This is a genomic window from Hymenobacter sp. HSC-4F20 (genome assembly GCF_019599275.1).
Taxonomy (GTDB): Bacteria; Bacteroidota; Bacteroidia; order Cytophagales; family Hymenobacteraceae; genus Hymenobacter.
The window spans coordinates 1,202,534-1,219,449 of record NZ_JAHZTD010000001.1 but is presented as its reverse complement, the minus strand read 5'-3'; the positions used below and the strand labels follow the sequence as shown (position 1 = coordinate 1,219,449).

General features: G+C 61.3%; 15 protein-coding genes. 8 read left to right on the top strand and 7 right to left on the bottom strand.

Features of this window, described 5'->3' with window-relative positions:
• Positions 1 to 5: 5 nt before the first annotated feature.
• Positions 6 to 608, top strand: coding sequence for a hypothetical protein (locus K3G63_RS05350; RefSeq protein WP_220613038.1), 603 nt, complete (start codon positions 6 to 8; stop codon positions 606 to 608).
• Between the two features lie 237 nt (positions 609 to 845).
• Here the strand turns inward: K3G63_RS05350 and K3G63_RS05345 are convergent, their stop codons facing one another.
• Entirely contained in the window at positions 846 to 2,180 is a 1,335-nt protein-coding gene (locus K3G63_RS05345; protein WP_220613037.1) for a M23 family metallopeptidase, read from the bottom strand.
• Between the two features lie 397 nt (positions 2,181 to 2,577).
• On the opposite strand from K3G63_RS05345, the gene K3G63_RS05340 reads away from it, so the two are divergent.
• From K3G63_RS05340 to K3G63_RS05320, 5 genes are all read left to right on the top strand, one after another.
• Positions 2,578 to 3,432, top strand: a complete 855-nt coding sequence (locus K3G63_RS05340) for a hydroxymethylglutaryl-CoA lyase (protein WP_220613036.1) — start codon at positions 2,578 to 2,580, stop codon at positions 3,430 to 3,432.
• Positions 3,433 to 3,445: 13 nt separating this feature from the next.
• Positions 3,446 to 3,706: a hypothetical protein gene (locus K3G63_RS05335; RefSeq protein ID WP_220613035.1), complete on the top strand. Its 261-nt coding sequence runs from the start codon at positions 3,446 to 3,448 to the stop codon at positions 3,704 to 3,706.
• Positions 3,707 to 3,754: 48 nt separating this feature from the next.
• On the top strand, positions 3,755 to 4,492 hold the full coding sequence (locus tag K3G63_RS05330) for a (Fe-S)-binding protein (RefSeq protein WP_220613034.1): 738 nt from the start codon (positions 3,755 to 3,757) through the stop codon (positions 4,490 to 4,492).
• A 17-nt stretch (positions 4,493 to 4,509) separates the two neighbouring features.
• A complete protein-coding gene (locus tag K3G63_RS05325; protein ID WP_220613033.1) occupies positions 4,510 to 5,073 on the top strand; it encodes a Crp/Fnr family transcriptional regulator in 564 nt (187 codons plus the stop codon).
• A 149-nt stretch (positions 5,074 to 5,222) separates the two neighbouring features.
• On the top strand, positions 5,223 to 5,612 hold the full coding sequence (locus tag K3G63_RS05320) for a RidA family protein (RefSeq protein ID WP_220613032.1): 390 nt from the start codon (positions 5,223 to 5,225) through the stop codon (positions 5,610 to 5,612).
• 689 nt (positions 5,613 to 6,301) lie between these two features.
• On the opposite strand, the gene dapA is transcribed toward K3G63_RS05320, so the two are convergent.
• On the bottom strand, positions 6,302 to 7,171 hold the full coding sequence (gene dapA, locus K3G63_RS05315; protein WP_220613031.1) for a 4-hydroxy-tetrahydrodipicolinate synthase: 870 nt from the start codon (positions 7,169 to 7,171) through the stop codon (positions 6,302 to 6,304).
• Between the two features lie 125 nt (positions 7,172 to 7,296).
• Between dapA and K3G63_RS05310 the strand changes: the two genes are divergently transcribed.
• Positions 7,297 to 8,223, top strand: a complete 927-nt coding sequence (locus K3G63_RS05310; RefSeq protein WP_220613030.1) for a polysaccharide deacetylase family protein — start codon at positions 7,297 to 7,299, stop codon at positions 8,221 to 8,223.
• Positions 8,224 to 8,517: 294 nt separating this feature from the next.
• Here the strand turns inward: K3G63_RS05310 and K3G63_RS05305 are convergent, their stop codons facing one another.
• A complete protein-coding gene (locus tag K3G63_RS05305; protein ID WP_259404270.1) occupies positions 8,518 to 10,998 on the bottom strand; it encodes a glycosyltransferase in 2,481 nt (826 codons plus the stop codon).
• 193 nt (positions 10,999 to 11,191) lie between these two features.
• Here K3G63_RS05305 and K3G63_RS05300 point away from each other — a divergent pair, with 193 nt between their 5' ends.
• Positions 11,192 to 12,577, top strand: coding sequence for a glycoside hydrolase family 2 TIM barrel-domain containing protein (locus K3G63_RS05300; protein WP_220613029.1), 1,386 nt, complete (start codon positions 11,192 to 11,194; stop codon positions 12,575 to 12,577).
• Positions 12,578 to 12,641: 64 nt separating this feature from the next.
• Here K3G63_RS05300 and K3G63_RS05295 read toward each other — a convergent pair whose 3' ends face one another.
• The 4 genes from K3G63_RS05295 to K3G63_RS05280 all read right to left on the bottom strand — a co-directional run bounded on the left by K3G63_RS05295 (position 12,642) and on the right by K3G63_RS05280 (position 16,830).
• On the bottom strand, positions 12,642 to 13,025 hold the full coding sequence (locus tag K3G63_RS05295; protein ID WP_220613028.1) for a rhodanese-like domain-containing protein: 384 nt from the start codon (positions 13,023 to 13,025) through the stop codon (positions 12,642 to 12,644).
• Between the two features lie 95 nt (positions 13,026 to 13,120).
• Complete coding sequence (gene ligA / locus K3G63_RS05290) at positions 13,121 to 15,262, bottom strand: NAD-dependent DNA ligase LigA (protein ID WP_220613027.1); 2,142 nt, start codon at positions 15,260 to 15,262, stop codon at positions 13,121 to 13,123.
• 177 nt (positions 15,263 to 15,439) lie between these two features.
• On the bottom strand, positions 15,440 to 15,988 hold the full coding sequence (locus tag K3G63_RS05285; RefSeq protein ID WP_220613026.1) for a DUF4920 domain-containing protein: 549 nt from the start codon (positions 15,986 to 15,988) through the stop codon (positions 15,440 to 15,442).
• A 41-nt stretch (positions 15,989 to 16,029) separates the two neighbouring features.
• Complete coding sequence (locus K3G63_RS05280; RefSeq protein ID WP_220613025.1) at positions 16,030 to 16,830, bottom strand: hypothetical protein; 801 nt, start codon at positions 16,828 to 16,830, stop codon at positions 16,030 to 16,032.
• Between the last annotated feature and the right edge of the window lie 86 nt (positions 16,831 to 16,916).

Here is a 16,916-nt window from a genome sequence, read left to right as displayed (position 1 = left end):
CCTTCATGAAAAAGCTTTTACTCCCCACCGCCGGGGCTTTGTTTTTACTCCAGCTAGCCTCGTGCATCAATACCGAGCGTGAGGTAGGTACTTCCAAAAACTCGGACCGCGTCTTTACTCCTACTCCCGAAGCCAACCGGGGGCGGGTGTCGGAGCGGACGGTGTTGCGGACGGTCAATACCACCCATACGTTCTCCAGCACCAAAAGCAAAGATAACTTTGTGCTGCAGCTACGCGGCCCTAAGATTGCTACCTCGCAGGCATACTTCATGATTATCAATAGTGCCGGCGACACGCTGCGCAAGGAGATTATTCCGGCCACGGCCCTGATAAACGAGCGGGACCTGGACGACCCACAGGCTGCTACCGTCCGGGATAAGGAAATAGCTATTCTACAGGGGATGAATAGCTTCTTCCGCGACGACCGGTTTGTGCAGCCCGCCGTGCCCCGCGCTGCCACCCAGCCCGAAAATGTGGATGCGCAAACCTGGTCTTCCGTGAAGGAAGACGCCCGCGCCGTGGGGTTCGACTACCCTTCTGCTGGTGGCCGGGAGCGTCGCGTTGCGTATTCCAAAAAGCTGGGCCGCGCCGTGGTTATTGCCGAGTAGCATCGTACGCTGAATAAGAAAGGCCACCTAAGTAGCTTAGGTGGCCTTTTTATGTTTAGCTCCCGGTGTGTGCGGAACAGCCTGCTGGAAAACAGGGAGCAGCTTCCGTAGAAGCTACTCCCTGTTTTTACTCCAATCACCGAGGCAAACCTAGCTTCCGCTGCATGAACAATGCGTGAAGATTCGGGGAAGTAAGCGGGTACAGAAATCTTGCCTCCTAAGTGCGCAGCAGCCCTGCTAAGAAGCCGAGGCTGCCAGCCAGCCGGTGCGGCCGTTAGGCTGGCGTACCAGCCGGAACTTACCATACTCACCTAGTACGGCCACCGTAGTTTGGGCCGGCAGCGCAGCAATGGTAAGGGCGTCGGGGGTGGGCAAAGCGCGCAAATCCGTGGGCAGGGCTAGATTTTCCCGGCGCAGGGGGGTAGCCGTCAGCACCGATTTAGCCGGCACATAGCCTGTGCGGCCAGTGGGCAGCTGCACCCGCAGCCACTCGGTGGTAGCGCCCAGCACCAGCAGTGGGGTGGGGCGGGTGGCGGTGGCCGCCGCTACGCCGGTAGCAGTGGGGGTGCGGCGCAAGGTCAGGCGCGTTTCGCGGGCGCGCACCCACTGGCCCAGGCGGCTGGGTAATACCTTCGGTACGGGCGGCAACGCATCCGCGTGGCGCACGAAAGGATAGGGGTCCACGGCACCGTTGCGGTACACGCCAAAGTGCAGGTGGGGCGAGGTAGTGCGGGCGTTACCGGTGTTGCCCACCAGCCCGAGCGTGTCGCCGGGTTTCACCTGCTGCCCAGGCTGCACCAACTGCTTGTCCAAGTGAGCATAGTACAGGTGCTGACCATGGTCGGTGTCGGCAAGCCACACCACGCGGCCGCCCAGGGTGGTTTCACCTACGCGGGTGATGTAGCCGTGCGCGGCGGCAACGGCCGGGGTACCACGCTTGGCAAAGATGTCAATGCCCTCGTGGCGGCGGGCTCCCCCGTCGCGTGGCATGCCCCAGAACGAGCCCACGGCTACGTCGGTCTTGCCCTTTACCGGAAAGCTCAGGCTCGGCTCGCGCCGAATACGCAGGGTATAGCGGCCACCGCGCAGCAGCTCGGGCTGCACCCGCAGCACGTGCTGGCGGTCGGCTTCGGCCACGTAGCGAAACGAGAGGGCGGCCGTATCAGCGGCGGCCAGGTGGTGGGGCTTGCCGCGGTCGGGGCTTAGCTCATAGGCATCCACAAACACCTTGGGCGCCTGGGTGCCGGGAGCCAGTGCCAGGCTGATGTGGATGGTTTCGCCGGCCCGCACCAGGTAGCGCAGACCGGTGGCCACGGCGCGGTCGGCAGGAAAAAAGCCACTTTCCTGGAAGGGCAGCTTCACTACCAAGGAGTCGCGCAGGGCCTGATCGGCGGCCCGGAGCCAGTCGCGGCCCAAGGCCGTTTCGGCCAAGCCCGCCTGTTTGAGCTTGCGGGCGTAGGCCTCGTGGGGAGTGGACTGCTGAAAGATGCCTTGCAGCGTCTGGCTTTGACTGCAGGCGGTAAGAAATAGGACGACAAGAACGGCCGGCAGGGCACGCAGGCGAAGCAGCATCGAATGAGGTTAGGTAGACAGGGAGAGGTAATAGGATAAACCCTAGCCAGGCGCTAGTAGTTCGCCCGGGGGCGATAGGGAGATGGTGAAAGGGTAAGGTAGTGAGTTGACGAGTTGGTAAAATGGTCAGATCGTGAGTTCTGGTAGTGCGGGCAAAGCGAGGCAGTCTATTTTTCACGAAGTATTACCCCTCTGAAATGTGACCAGCCCTTGACGCTACTACAGGTCAAGGGCTGGTCATGACGGAAAACTGGTCGTCAAGGAGAGGAAGGATTGCTTTGGTGCACCTCCTTGCAGGGACAATTCACGCACTCACCACCTGACCCTCTCACCGCTTCCATCTCACAATTTTGCACCTTCGCACCTTCGCACCTTCACCACCTGCCACCCATCTTCCATGCTCCACCTCACTGAATGCCCGCGCGACGCTATGCAGGGCTGGCCCACGTTTATCCCTACCCCCGACAAACTAGCTTACCTCAACGCCCTGCTGCAGGTAGGATTCGATACCCTTGATTTTGGCTCCTTCGTCTCGCCCAAGGCTATTCCCCAGCTGGCCGATACTACCCAGGTGCTGGAGGCCCTGGACCTGAGCCAGACCCGTACGCACCTGCTGGCCATTGTGGCCAACCTACGCGGGGCCGAAACGGCCGCCCAATACCAGCAGATCCGCTACATCGGCTTCCCGCTCTCGGTATCCGAAACTTTTCAGCAGCGCAACACCAATAAAAGTATTGCCCAGGCCCTCCACGACGTGGCCCAGATGCAGGAGCTGTGTGCCCGCTCGGGCCAGGAGCAGGTAGTGTATCTGAGCATGGGCTTCGGCAATCCGTACGGCGACGCCTGGAGCCCGGCTGTACTGAGCGAGTTCACCCAGAAGCTGGCCGAGTTGCAGGTAAGCCGCGTGGCTCTCTCCGATACCATTGGGGTGTCCACGCCGGCTACCATTGGCCTGGCCTTCCGGGAACTGACGGCCGAATTTCCCCAAATCAACTTCGGTGCCCACCTGCACACTACCCCCGATACCTGGCGCGAAAAGGTGCAGGCCGCCTACGAGGCCGGCTGCCGCCGCTTCGACGGAGCCCTGGGCGGCTACGGCGGCTGCCCCATGGCGGCCGACCAGCTCACCGGCAACATGCCTACCGAGCGGCTGCTCGACTTTGCGCGCGAACAGGGGGTAGAGATGGACCTGAACCTGGAAGCACTGCTGGAAGCGCGGCAATTAAATCAGCGCATTTTTATGGGGCCTTAACCGTGGAGGAATAATGACCGGAATAGATTTTCACAACAAGACGGCGAATAGTCTGACTCTATGGATAGAGTTGGCCTGCATAGAGTTAGAGCTGGAAAAGCAAACTGAGTACCGGATTGAAGCCGAGGATACCGAGTTCCGGATTGAGTTTAAAGAATCAATGATTGTGCTTTGGCTGCAGCATGCAGGCGGCCCAAAAGTATTTCGGCGGCCTTATTCTACCCATTCAGGTCAAGCCAAGTGGGAGTTGTTAATTGATCTTTCCGCAATTTGATACCAGTTTTTATCCTGCATCTTGTTCAGCCTACTTCCCTCCATCCCTATGCCAGCCCCTCAAGTCGACCTGTTTATTCCGTGCTTTGTAGACCAGCTTTTTCCGCATACCGCCCTGAACATGGTGAAGGTGCTGGAGGCGGTGGGCTGCCAGGTACATTACAACGCCAACCAAACCTGCTGCGGGCAGCCGGCCTACAATGCGGGCTATAAGGAGCAGAGCTGCGAAGTGGCCCGCAAGTTCCTCGATGATTTTCCTACCCAGCACGAGCACTATATCGTGAGCCCCTCGGCCTCCTGCATTGGCATGGTGCGCAACACCTACGCCGATTTGTTCGAGGGTACCCCCGACTCGGGCCGCTACCACGGGGTGCAGCGCCGGGCCTTCGAGCTAACCGAGTTCCTGGTAGACGTGCTGGGTGTCACTTCCCTTCCGAAGGCCCGGCTGGCTGGTAAGTATACCTACCACGATTCCTGCTCGGCCCTGCGGGAGTGCGGCATCCGGGAGGCCCCGCGCCAGCTGCTCGATGCCATTCCGGGTTTGGAGCGGCTGGAAATGGCCGAAACCGAAACCTGCTGCGGCTTCGGCGGCACCTTCGCCGTGAAGTTCGAGGCCATTTCCGTAGCCATGGCCGAGCAGAAAGTGGAGCATGCCCTGGCTACCGGCGCCGACTACCTCATCAGCACCGACACCAGCTGCCTCATGCACCTCGACGCCTACATCCGCCGCGAGAAGAAGCCTATCAAAACCTTGCACGTCGCCGATGTACTGGCTAGTGGGTGGTAGGGCTCAACTCAAGCAGCATGATGAATCAGTTTAGGGAGCATATAGAAGCCATAGTGCCGCTCACCGATGCGGAATTTGAGCTGATATACTCTCACTTTTCGGTCAGAAAATATAAAAAACACCAGTTTCTGATTCAGGAGGGCGAGCCGGTAAAGTACGCCTACTTTATTGTTTCGGGACTTGTGAAGCTGGTGTATGCCGACGCTTTAGGCAAGCAGCACATCGTCTCCTTCGCTATGGAAGATTGGTGGGAAAGTGACTTTGGGGCGTATTACACCCAATCGAAAGCCGCCATGTCCTTGATATGCATTGAAGACACGGAAGTGCTTTGCCTCGCGTTCGACGATTATCATAAGCTATGCGCCACTTTTCATAAAATGGAGCATTTCTTCCTGATGAAGTCAAATTTCGGCCATGTGGGCGCCCAGCAACGCATTTTGTCCCTGCTGACTACCAACGCCAAAGAGCGGTATGCGCAGCTACTAAAAAAGTCTCCCGCTTTATTCCAGCGAGTTTCCAAGACAATGCTTGCCGCCTACCTGGGTGTTTCGCGCGAAACCCTCAGCCGGCTCTCAGCCTAGGCAATACGGGCAGCAAAAGCCCGTAATAGCGCAAGTACCCGCAGGTTTCTGTGATTTACATCACACTGTAATTGTGCGCTGGGTCACGTTTGTTTGCTGAGGCCTTTCGGAGCTTTGCAAGGTCTATTGAACCTAAACAAGCAAAGCAAATGGAGAAGAAAGTAGTTAACCCCTGGCAGTGGCAGGATCAGCGCGGCTACGTACAAGCGGTGGAAGTAAAGCAGGCGCAGAGTACGTTGTATTGTTCAGGACAGGCCGCCGTCCATACCGACGGACAATCAAGCACCGACAACATGGAAACGCAGCTGCTTCTGGCTATCCAGAATCTGGAACAGGTTGTTGCCGAAGCAGGCTATGAGTGCCGCAATATCGTGCGGCTGAATATTTATACCACTTCCTCCGAGGAGCTTTTCGCGTGCTTTGCCACTTTTCAGGCTTGGATAGCCAGGCATTCGATTAAGCAGGCGAGCACCTTAATCGAAGTCAAAAGCCTGTTCGAGACGTTAAAAGTCGAACTGGAAGCTACGGTTGTAAAATAAATGCCGGTCTGGCAAAGAACTGTGCTAACCGGAAGGGGGGAGTTAGCGAGGAAAACTCAGCTTCTGTTTGCCTTTCGAGCTGATTACCTTCACCGAAATAGTATCAGAGGAAGAGCCCGGTATGATGGTAGCCTGCGTTATATCGGCAAGGTTATTAAGGCCCAGCTCATCTCGGCTCACGGTGCCGTAATGTTTCTCCAGCGGCCCTATCGGGGTTACAAGAGCTACTTGAGGAGGCGCTAAGAAACCTTTGGTTGCCGCGCGCAGGGAACAAGCAGAGCCAGAGTAAAACTCGGTGTTGGGCAAAAAAACCAGAATAGGCAGAGAAACGAGTACAAAGAATATCCGGTCCAGCAGATAAGCTACGGTCAATAGCCCAGGGTATAAGAACCAGCCCCCGAAGTACAGCTTACCAATGGTATTTAGCTGCCGACGGTGAAGAGCGAAATAACTGCCGCCCGCAAGCCAGGCTACCCCGAAAGGAACCGCATCGGCCCATTGGCCTCGCAAGGAAATATTGAAAATCTCAAAAACTATAAGCTGCAACAGAGAGAGGCCCCAGCCACCCAAGTGAATCCACTTGAGTAGCTGGGGCTTTTGCTGGGCGGGCCAATAGCGGCTAACAGCAAGCACTGGCACGTAAAAGCCGAGCAGGCAAACCGGTATCAGGAACGCGCCAAGTAACACGTTTACACTAACTGTCCAATCCGCTGCTTCAAGCTCTCTGAGCCTTCTACCAGGGGTAGGCGCACGGCATCGGCGCAGAGGCCTTGGGCGGCCAAGGCGGCTTTCACGCCTACGGGGTTACTCTCCTCGTACATCAGCGGGTTTAGCTCCACGAAGCCGAACAGCAGCTCACTGGCGGCTTTGAAGTCGCCCTGCAGGGCGTGGCGGGTCATGTCGGAAAAGCGGCGCGGAAAGGCGTTGGCCAGCACCGAAATGATGCCTACGGCCCCGAAGCTGATGAGCGAGGTCGTCATCATATCGTCGCCCGAAATCAGCAGGAAATCGGCGGGCTTGGCGGCGGCAATGGCAATGCACTGCTCCAGGTTGCCGCTGGCTTCCTTGATGCCGATGATGTTAGGGTGCTGGGCCAGCGTGAGGGTAGTAGCGGCCGTCAGGTTAGAGCTGGTGCGACCGGGCACGTTGTACAAAATCACCGGTACCGGCGAGGCATCGGCCAGCTGCTGGTAGTGGGCAATGATGCCGCGCTGGCTGGGCTTGTTGTAGTAGGGCGAGGCCGACAGCAGGGCTACGATGCCCGTCAGGTCGGTGTTCTGAATGGTGCGGACGGTAGCGGCCGTGTCGTTGCCGCCAATGCCGTACACCAGCGGCACCCGGTTGGCTGCCTGCTCGCGCACTACGCGCAACACTTCGGCCTTTTCGTCGGTGGTAAGGGTAGCCGATTCGGCGGTAGTGCCGTTGATGACGAGGTACTCCACGCCGCCTTCAACAGTGAAGTCGACGAGGCGGCGCAGGGCGGCGTAGTCCACGGCGCGCTCGGGAGTAGGAGTGAAGGGGGTAACGAGGGCTACGCCAGTGCCACGTAGTTTGTCCATGCGGGAAATTAGCGGTTGATTTGTAAGGGGAAGACCCGCGGCGAAGGTACAATACCCGCAGCGAAGGTCGGCCCGTTTCTTTCAAAAGTACGGCTGCCCTGGTGTCGGCCGCGTTCCTCTCCCTCATGAAATTTACCCATTACCCGCTGCTGGCCGCGGTTTCTCTGGCCAGCCTCGGCGCCCTGACTGCCTGCAGCGACGCCAAAAACGCCACGGCCGCCGAAAGCAGCGCCGCCAGCGCTACCGCCCTGGCCGCCGACTCCGCCGAAACGGCTACCATTACCACGGCTGGCAACGCCACGGCCGCCAGCATCGGGGGCACTCCGGCCACCATCCCGGCCGACAAGCGCGCCGATGCCGCTACCATCACGGCCCGGCCCCAGGTGCCCATTCTGTGCTACCACCAGATCCGCGACTGGCGCGCCCGCGACTCCAAGGGCGCCAAGGACTACATCGTGCCCGTGGACCAGTTCAAGGCCCAGATCAAGATGCTGGCCGACTCGGGCTACCACACCATCTTGCCCGATCAGCTGTTTGCCTACCTGACCACCGGTGCCCCGCTGCCCAGCAAGCCCGTGATGCTGACCTTCGACGACACCGACCTGGACCAGTTTACCGTGGCCCGCCCGACGCTGGACAAGTATGGTTTCAAGGCCGTGTACTTCATTATGACGGTAAGCCTGGGCCGGCCTAACTACATGAGCAAGGCCCAGGTTAAGCAACTCTCCGACGAGGGCAACATCATTGGCTCGCACACCTGGGACCACCACAACGTGAAGAAGTACCAGGGCCAGGACTGGGTAACGCAGATTGAAAAGCCCACCAAGCAGCTGGAGGAAATTACGGGCAAGAAAATCAACTACTTCGCCTACCCCTTTGGCCTCTGGAACCCCGAGGCTATTCCGGAGCTGAAGAAGCGCGGCATGGATGCGGCCTTTATCCTGGCCGAGAAGCGCGACCCGCAGGATCCGCTCTACACCATCCGCCGCATTATTGCCAGCGGGTACTGGAGCCCCCGTACCCTGCATAACAGCATGGTTAACAGCTTCTAAGAAACCAGTTAATACAAAGCGCGAGAAACTCCCTGAGCAGGAAGCCAGGGAGTTTCTCGCGCTTTTTTCTGCCCATCCAGAGCAAAAACTAGGGTGCGGGAAGGCGGGCTTGGCAACTAAGGATAAGAGCCCCATCTAGGGGAGCACCGTTCCTGTACTACGTCAGCTGGACCGGTCTGCTGCGCAGCGAGGCTGGCGGGGCGCTCCTTGGTAGAGCATCTGCACTTCCAGCGTACCTATTGGAGTACAGCACGGTGCTCCGGCTACCCGGTCCTACCTCCCGGCCGCGAAAAGCTAGTAGCTAAGCACTACTTCCTTGGATTGCCTGGGGGTGGGTAGGCTGAACAGCAGTGCTTTTACCTCAGGATAGGCCTGGGTGAAGCGCCGCGTCTGGGCTTGCAGTGGTTGCGTGCCGTGCGGGGCAAGCAGCAGCAGCACGGGTTTGCTGTTTAGTTCGGCTCGCTCGGCTAATTGCAGCCGCAAGGGGCGGTAGCGTCTGGCCAGGACTACGTCTGATAACGGGGGCTCCGCACTGAAATCGGCTGCTACCCAATCAACATAGGCCGCGCCCGGAAAGTACGCCGCCACCGAGTCGGGGCGGGGCGGGGTCCAGACCCAGGCGGCGGTGCTGTCGCCGGCGGCGCGGCGCTGCGTTACCAGCTGCCGCCAGGCTGCCCGGTACGCGGTGGGCGTCTTGGCGGCAATAAGCGGACGTAGCAGCCGCGGGCCGGCCGGCCGCGGCGCGATGGTAGTGGCAAGTTGGCGTGGGGCGGGGCGTAGGCGCGCCGCCGACGGCACCGGCCAGCTCAGCAGCGGGATGCGGCCCTGGGTCATAAGCTGGCGGAGCGTTGCCGGCTCCACCCAGGGGCTGGGGCCTGGCGGGCAGCGCAGTTCCACGAGGGTAGCAGGCGCGCCAGCATCAGCCAGCGTACCCGAAGAAGCGGCCGTCGGCCAAACAGTAGCAGGCGGGGCACTGTAGCCAACCCGCACGGGGCCGACGCCCGTGTGCGCCCAGATAACCGCCGCGGAAGGCGTCATTTGGTGGGCCCATACGCTTACGCCCACACTAAGCAGAGTGTGGGTTGTGAAGAGCAGAAAAGCCAGCTGCACGGCGGCGGTCCGGAGCCGGGGTAGGAAAGCCGTAGCATTCCCGACGGCTACCCGCTCTACCCACCCCAACAGCCGACGTATTGGCGGGCGGGAAGTGAAAAAACGCCGGATGCCTGCCAGCAACTGGTGTTGGGCCATCAGTACGGCCGCCAGCAAGATGCCTGCGTTCAGCAGCGCCAAGGACATCATCAGCAGGGCGTAGGGCGTTTGGGCCAGGTAGTGCCCGTAGCGCGCCGCCGCCAGGCACGCGGCGGCCAGCAGCAGATTCGGCAGGCTCAGCTTCCACTCATTATGTAGCTCTCCTTCCTTGGGCGTGGGGATGTAGGGCACGCGCACGCCCACCAGCGTATACACTAGCCCCAGCGTGTACACCCACCAGGAGCCCGTGCGCAGGATGCCCCCGGCCACGTGCAGACCCGCTTCCTGCGGCTCGCGCAGCCACCGCTGGGCGTTATAGCGAATCAGCAGAGACATGGCCAGTACCGGGGACAGGTGCAGGGCAAACTCGGGTAGCGAGAGGTGCCAGGGAAACTCAACCAGCACCAAGGAGGCAATGGGAACGATGATATCAATGAGGGTGATGAGGCCGGCCAGAAAGTAAAGGGGCAGGGTGGCGTAATGTAGCTGCTGACGGAAGGAGAAGCGGGCAAAAAGGCGGGGGTAGACGTACAACAGCAAGTCGAAGGCCCCGCGCGCCCACTTCAGCTGCTGGGCGTAAAAGGCTCCGAGTGTGCTGGGTACCAGCCCGCGGCTGACGATGAGAGGGGCGTAGACGGACTTCCAGCCCTGCGCGTGCAGGCGCATGGCCGTGTGCATGTCCTCGGTCAGGCCGGCCGCGTGCCCGCCGATGGAGTCGAGGGCGGTACGCCGGAAGGTGCAGTTGGCCCCAATGGCTTGGGCCGTGTTATACGCGTGCATACCCATCATCAGGGGACCATAGAAGTGGTAGGTCTGCTCGGCCGCCCCGCGCGCCACTAGGCTCTCGGCCTGGTTGCCGTAGGCCTGCACCACCTGCACGTAGCCCACCTGTGCATCGGCAAAGTAGGGTACCACCTGCTCCAGAAAATCGGGGGCGGGTACGTGGTCGGGGTCGAGCACGAGGCAGAGCTGGCCGCAGGCTTGCTGCAGGGCGTGGTTGATGTTGCCGGCCTTGGCATCTACCTTAACCTGGCGCGTGACGTGTACCACGCCTAGTTGCTGGCAGAGCTGGCGCAGGTAAGGGTCGTCGCCCTCGTCACAGAGGTAGCTGGTGTGGGGGTAGCGCATCTGCTGCATAGCTCGCAGCGTCTGCTCGATCATGGCCCGGGGCTCGCCCGGACAGGCCGTTGTGAGCACGTCCACCGTCAGGGCCGGCGCCGGGCCGGCCGGGGCCACCGGCTCGCTGACCTGCACGTAGTGGTACCACTCGTGCAGCATGCGCAGCAGTTTAAAGCCGAGCGATACGCTCAGCAGCCAGAACAGCGGCGCGTACCCCACGTGGGCCTTGTCGCTAAACCACCACAAAAAATGCCCGGTGAGCACTACCCCAATGCCTACTAACACCCGCATGGTGGGAGCGTGCGCGGCCAGTTTGTACCCAACCCGCGGGAGCCCTACGCTCAGCGGAACCGGAGAATACGGAACAGGAGGCGGAGCAGCAGGAGAAGTGGCCGCATGTAAAGTCATGGTGTGACTGACGTAGCGTGGACAGACGAAGAACAGGCCACACAACGTCGGCGAGAACCAGAAAACGGCGCGCAGCTCGTCCGTAAGGTAAGGGTCTTGTTGCGGGGGGTACAACAATAGTAGTTATAAATTATAAAATACTTTTATTTATTTGTATTTATTGGATTGTGCCTACTATACAGATCTTGCTCTGATGCTAGTTTTTTGCCTGCTATACTGGAGACGATGTGCCGCCGGCCTGCTACTGTTGCTGGCAGGCTGCCAGTCGGCTTCGTCCTCCTCTGCCTCCCCGGAGGAGGTCCCTCCGCCTGGCGTACTGCCCGTGCGCGTCGTCAGGACGGGCAGCCGCTACCAGCTGCTGCGCAACGGCAAGCCCTACTATGTGCAGGGGGCCGCGGGCGTCCAGCACCTGGATAGGGTGAAGGCGCTGGGGGGCAATTCGGTGCGGGTATACACCACCAACTACGCTGACGTCATCCTCGACCAGGCCCAGCAGCGGGGGCTAACCGTGATGCTGGGCGTGTGGATGAAGCCTGAGTACGAAGACTTTGACTATTTCGACCGCGAGGCAGTGGCTCGGCAGCAGGAGGAAATCCGGCAGCAGGTGCTGCGGTTTCGCTCGCACCCGGCCTTGCTGCTCTGGAACGTGGGCAACGAGTTGGATAATCACACGAACAACCCGCGGGCTTTCCAGGTGCTTAACGAGATGATTCGCATGATTCACGAACTGGACCCGTACCACCCCGTCACGACTACCCTGACGAGCAACTTCAACATGGTGTCCGCCGTACGCCGGTTCTGCCCCGACCTGGACCTGCTCACCGTCAACATCTTCAGTGGCCTGGGTTCCCTGCAAACCCGGCTGGTGCAGGATGGCTGGGACGGGCCCTACCTGGTGGGCGAGTTCGGAGCCCGGGGCTGGTGGGAGGCGCCCACCACGGCCTGGAAGGCCCCGCTCGACCAAAGCAGCAACGCCAAAGCCGAGTACCTGCGCACTCGCTTCGAGAAAAGTATCCGGGGCCAGCCCGACCGGTGCCTGGGTTCCTACGTGCTGTATTGGGGCCAGCGCTTCGAGCAGACGGATATGTGGTTTAGCTTATTCACGGCCGCGGGGGAGAAAACCGCCGTAGTTGACATGATGCACTACCTCTGGACCGGCCAGCAGGTTTCCAACAAGGCGCCCCAGCTTAGCAGCCTCCGCCTCGGAGGCCTGGACGACAGCTGCAGCACGGTGCTGCGCCCCGCCGCTACCTACCAGGCCAGCGTGCGGGCTACGGACCCCGAGGGCGACCCGCTGACCCTGGACTGGGCGGTAGTGCCTGAAGTAGATGAAAACTACGTGCTGCCCCAGGACCGAACTGCCCCGGAGCCTCTACCGCATGTGGTTAGGGAAAGTCACGGCGAGCGGGTACTGGTGCAGGCTCCCGCTACGAAGGGAGCCTACCGCCTGCTCGTTACGGCCCACGATGGGCAGGGTAGCGTAGCCACGCACAGCTACCCCTTCTACGTGGGGCCTCTCACGGCTACTGATGTAGCTGCCAAAAGCCAGGGCAGCTTTACAAAAAGACTACCCCGGTAGGCGTGCAGGGTATGCCTACCGGGGCAGCTGGTGCCTTCCATACGGATTTTTCCGAACGCGGGCGCTATTGTACGGGCAAGCCGCTGGATTTCAGGGTTTCAAAGCCACCGGCGTTTACCACCTTCGTAAACCCCTGGCCTTGCATCAGGACGGCGGCCTTGCCGCTGCGGTTGCCGGAAGCGCAGTACAGCACGTAGGTCTGGTTGGGGTCGAGGCGGGCAACCTGGCCGGCAAAGTCGGCGGCGCGAAAGTCCAGATTGCGGGCGCCCGTCAGGTGGCCGGCCGCAAACTCCTCGGGGCTGCGCACGTCGAGCAGCACGGTATTTGGCTGGGTTAGCTGCTGCTGAACGGTGGCCGGCGGCGTAATGGGTAAGCCCGGGCCGGTCTGGGAGCAGCCGGGGCTGGCCAGGCTCAGCAGAGCGGCGGCCACATACAAACGGAGAAGCATACGCAAAACAAAGTTTTCCAGAGTAGAGAATGAGAGTAGAGAAGCTGCTGCGCGGCAGTGTGGGTAGCTACCTTGCCAGAAGCTCCCGGTCCGGCTTAAAACAACGAGCCCTGCTGTCCGGAACCAGGGGCTTCGGTGGTTGGGGGTAGGAGAGTAGGGGACGTGGTCGGGGTATCGAGCATCTGGTCGAGTACGGCTTCGGTGGCATCGAAGTCAGTGGGAAGCATGGCCAGCAGCTCGGTTTCGGAGATGATAGGCACGTTCAGCTCGGTGGCTTTTTCGCGCTTGGCGGGGCCCATCTTGTCGCCGGCCACCAGGTAGCTGAGCTTCTTGCTGATGCTGCCCGTAATTTTGCCCCCGTTCTGCTGAATCAGGTGCTGCAGCTCCTCGCGGCTGTGCTGCTCAAACACCCCCGACAGCACAAAGGTAAGGCCGGCCAGCCGGTCGCTCTGGGGCTGCGGGGCCTCACCCGTGAGGGCCAGCTGCACGCCCGCAGTTCGCAGCCGTTCGATCAGCTGCTGGTTTTCCGGTTCCTGAAACCAAGCCGCCACCGACTCGGCAATCACGCCGCCTACCTCCGGCACGGCCGCCAGCTCCGTGGCCGACGCCGCGGCCAGCGCGTCGATGGTGCGGTAATGGGCGGCCAGCTTCTCGGCCACAGTTTCGCCCACGTAGCGGATGCCCAGGCCAAACAGCACCCGGTCGAAGGGTACCTGTTTGCTCTGCTCCAGGCCGGTAAGCAGGCGCTGAACCGATTTTTCGCCCATGCGTTCCAACTGCTCCAGCTCCGGCGCTTTGGCCGGCAGATCGTAGAGGCTGGCTGCATCTGACACCAGGCGCAGGTCAAAGAAGCGCCCCACGGTTTCGGCGCCCAGCCCGTCGATGTTCATAGCCTTGCGGGATACAAAGTGCTCCAGCTTGGCTTTGCGCTGGGGCGGGCAGCCCCGCTCGTTGGGGCAGCGGTAGTGCGCCTCCCCGGCGGGCCGAATCAGCGGGGTGCCGCAGGCCGGGCAGTCGGTGGGGTACACAATGGGCACTGCTTCGGCGGGTCGGGCCACCAGGTCGACGCCGGTGATTTTCGGAATAATCTCCCCGCCTTTCTCTACGAATACCAAGTCGCCCAGGCGCAGGTCGAGGGCGGCAATCTGGTTGGCGTTGTGCACCGAGGCCCGCTTCACTACGGTGCCGGCCAGGGGCACGGGGTCCAGGTGGGCTACGGGCGTTACCGCGCCCGTGCGGCCCACGTTGTACTGCACCTCGCGCAGGCGGGTGCGGGCCGCTTCGGCCGGGTATTTATAGGCAATAGCCCAGCGCGGGCTCTTGGCTGTGAAGCCCAGTACTTCCTGTTGGCGGAAATCATTCACCTTGATTACAATGCCGTCGGTGGCGACTGGCAGGGTAAAGCGCTTTTTGTCCCACTCGTGCACGAAATCCAGCACCTCGTCTATGGTGCCGCACATGCGCCAAGTATCCGACACAGGCAGGCCCCAGGCGCTCAGGGCTTCCAGCGAGGCGCTGTGGGTAGGAAACTGGTTGCGGCCGGGCATCAGGAATGAGTACGCGAAGAAACGCAGCTTGCGGGCCGCTACCTGCGCCGAGTCCTGGAGCTTGAGCGTGCCACTGGCGGCGTTGCGTGGGTTAGCCAGTAGGGCCTCGCCGTTGGCTTCCCGCTCGGCATTCAGCTCCGCGAAAACCGGCAGGGGCATAAACACCTCGCCCCGCACCTCAAACTCCGGGGGCTGGGTAGGACCCCCGGCCCGCAGGTGCAGGGGCAGGGTCCGGATGGTGCGCACGTTGCTAGTGACCACGTCGCCGCGGGTGCCGTCGCCGCGGGTCACGCCCTGGGTCAGCTGCCCATCCTGGTAGGTTAAGCTCATGGCTACCCCGTCGAACTTTAGCTCGCAGACGTACTGCACCTCGGCGCCTTCCAGGCCGCGGCGCACCCGCTCATCAAACTCGCGCAGGTCGGCCTCGGAGTAGGTGTTGCCCAGGCTGAGCATGGGGTAGCGGTGCTCGGCCGTCGGGAACTGCTTGGTAATGGTGCCGCCCACGCGCTGGGTAGGCGAGTTGGGGTGGGCAAACTGCGGATACTCCCGCTCCAGCCGGGCCAGTTCGGCCAGCATCTGGTCAAACTCCTGGTCCGATACTTCGGAGATGTCGCGCTGGTAGTACTGGTGGTTAAGGTGGTGGAGGCGCTCAGTAAGAGCCGTTATCTGCTGCTGGATGTCGGTCGTCATGGGTAGGGAAGGTAGCACAGCCTGCCGGGCAGGCAACTGGTCGGCCCGGGCATAGCGAGCTGAGTTCAGATACGCAAGCTACGGGTTTCTAGGGGTTCGGAAAGGCAAAACCCGCCTGCACGTTTCTACAGACGGGTTTTGCGGGGTAGCAGGCCGGACGCAAGGCTGGGGGGGCGGCTAGCGCTTAGCCTCCACCAGCACCCCGTCGGCCTCAAAGTTGAGCTGCTCCTGGGGGTGGGTGATGGCCGCAATTTCCTGGGCCGATTTGCCGGCATCCTTGGCGTAGTGCTGCTGGGCCGCCACCGACACTACCTCGCGGTGGGCCCAGCCATTGACGACCACCCGGCGGCCGGTAATGTCTTTGGGCACGAAGAAAGCGTAGTCCTTGAAGCGCACCCGCATTTTCTGCCCGTCGGGCAGGGCCATGGTCAGCCAGCAGCCTTTGGCCTGGCATACGGCCTCGGCCGTGCCCACCAGCTTCACCTGGGCCGAGTCGCGGGTACCCAGCAGCTGGCGTAGCTCGCCCACGGGCCGCGCGCCCGCCGCCGCAAAACTGGCGCCGTAGACGCTGCTGGGGGTCGTTTGAGCTTTGGCCTGGGCCGCCGTTTCGGCCTTTTCGTCGCAGGCTTCCTTGGGTTTGGCGGGGCTTTTCTGCGCGCTAGCGCTAGCGCCCAGGGTCAGGGCCAGCAGAGTCAGCGCGGCTTTCCACGAAAATGGCTTCAGCATGGTAGTAAGCAGTAAGAAGGAAGAAAATCCGGGAGCGGAAATTACGATTTTTTCACCTTAATTTTTTCCTTCACCTTCTGCGCGTCGGGGCCGGCGGCCGGCGACTGGTTGATGGCCGTCAGCACGCGGACTTGTTCCAGCTTGCCCTTCCGGTCGTACACCTCCGACTTGACGATGCCCACGGCCGGCGAGTAGTAATCCACTACCCGCACTACGTTGCGCATCACCATGTCGGCGCGGGCGGCGGTGGCGCTTTCCCGCTCCGCTTCCACCTTGTAGCAGGAGAACGTGCCGGCCGGGGTCGTTACGCTTTCGTTGCCCGTTACGCGGCGCTTTTGCACCGTGGTGTACACCTTGGCAATGTCTACGGCGGTGCTGCTAACCTGCACCGAAATACCGCCGGCTGGCAGCTCCGAGCCGACGGTGGGCTGATTGGGCCAGGCCAGGGGCACGGGAGCGTAGGCAAAGCGCCGGTCGCGGAAGGAGCGTAGGCTTTCGGGGTTCAGCTCGTTGGAGCCGTCGGTAAAACTGGTGTCCTGGCGGCAGCGAAAAGTGAGGTCTTGCAGGCGCAGCAGCTTGTTTTTGGGGTCGTAGGTGCCACTCTTCAGCAGCACGGTGTTGGTAGTTATCGTCTGCTTTTTATTCTGCTCCGAGCCCAGGCTAACCACCCGGTTGCGAATCAGGCCGGTGGCGTTTCCGCGGGCGTCCTGGAGCTGGTAGACCAGCTCCATGTTGTCGTACAGACCAAAGGGGTGGGCGCAGTCGAGTGGGGCAGGTGTTTGGGCGAAGGTAGAAGTAGCGGCCAGGCCCAGCCCGGCTAGTAGGAGCTTACGCAGTGACATAGAGCGAAGAAAGAAGGGTGGAAAACCAACCATTGCGCAGCATACGCAGATGGTTGAGTTTGGGTGCTGCGGCCGGAACCGCTGGG

What these genes read in the sequence shown, in the direction of transcription:
- K3G63_RS05350 (WP_220613038.1), top strand. Translation starts at nt 6, where the DNA reads ATGAAAAAGCTTTTACTCCCCACCGCCGGGGCTTTGTTTTTACTCCAG.
- K3G63_RS05345 (WP_220613037.1), bottom strand. Translation starts at nt 2,180, where the DNA reads ATGCTGCTTCGCCTGCGTGCCCTGCCGGCCGTTCTTGTCGTCCTATTT.
- K3G63_RS05340 (WP_220613036.1), top strand. Translation starts at nt 2,578, where the DNA reads ATGCTCCACCTCACTGAATGCCCGCGCGACGCTATGCAGGGCTGGCCC.
- K3G63_RS05335 (WP_220613035.1), top strand. Translation starts at nt 3,446, where the DNA reads ATGACCGGAATAGATTTTCACAACAAGACGGCGAATAGTCTGACTCTA.
- K3G63_RS05330 (WP_220613034.1), top strand. Translation starts at nt 3,755, where the DNA reads ATGCCAGCCCCTCAAGTCGACCTGTTTATTCCGTGCTTTGTAGACCAG.
- K3G63_RS05325 (WP_220613033.1), top strand. Translation starts at nt 4,510, where the DNA reads ATGATGAATCAGTTTAGGGAGCATATAGAAGCCATAGTGCCGCTCACC.
- K3G63_RS05320 (WP_220613032.1), top strand. Translation starts at nt 5,223, where the DNA reads ATGGAGAAGAAAGTAGTTAACCCCTGGCAGTGGCAGGATCAGCGCGGC.
- dapA (WP_220613031.1), bottom strand. Translation starts at nt 7,171, where the DNA reads ATGGACAAACTACGTGGCACTGGCGTAGCCCTCGTTACCCCCTTCACT.
- K3G63_RS05310 (WP_220613030.1), top strand. Translation starts at nt 7,297, where the DNA reads ATGAAATTTACCCATTACCCGCTGCTGGCCGCGGTTTCTCTGGCCAGC.
- K3G63_RS05305 (WP_259404270.1), bottom strand. Translation starts at nt 10,998, where the DNA reads ATGACTTTACATGCGGCCACTTCTCCTGCTGCTCCGCCTCCTGTTCCG.
- K3G63_RS05300 (WP_220613029.1), top strand. Translation starts at nt 11,192, where the DNA reads ATGCTAGTTTTTTGCCTGCTATACTGGAGACGATGTGCCGCCGGCCTG.
- K3G63_RS05295 (WP_220613028.1), bottom strand. Translation starts at nt 13,025, where the DNA reads ATGCTTCTCCGTTTGTATGTGGCCGCCGCTCTGCTGAGCCTGGCCAGC.
- ligA (WP_220613027.1), bottom strand. Translation starts at nt 15,262, where the DNA reads ATGACGACCGACATCCAGCAGCAGATAACGGCTCTTACTGAGCGCCTC.
- K3G63_RS05285 (WP_220613026.1), bottom strand. Translation starts at nt 15,988, where the DNA reads ATGCTGAAGCCATTTTCGTGGAAAGCCGCGCTGACTCTGCTGGCCCTG.
- K3G63_RS05280 (WP_220613025.1), bottom strand. Translation starts at nt 16,830, where the DNA reads ATGTCACTGCGTAAGCTCCTACTAGCCGGGCTGGGCCTGGCCGCTACT.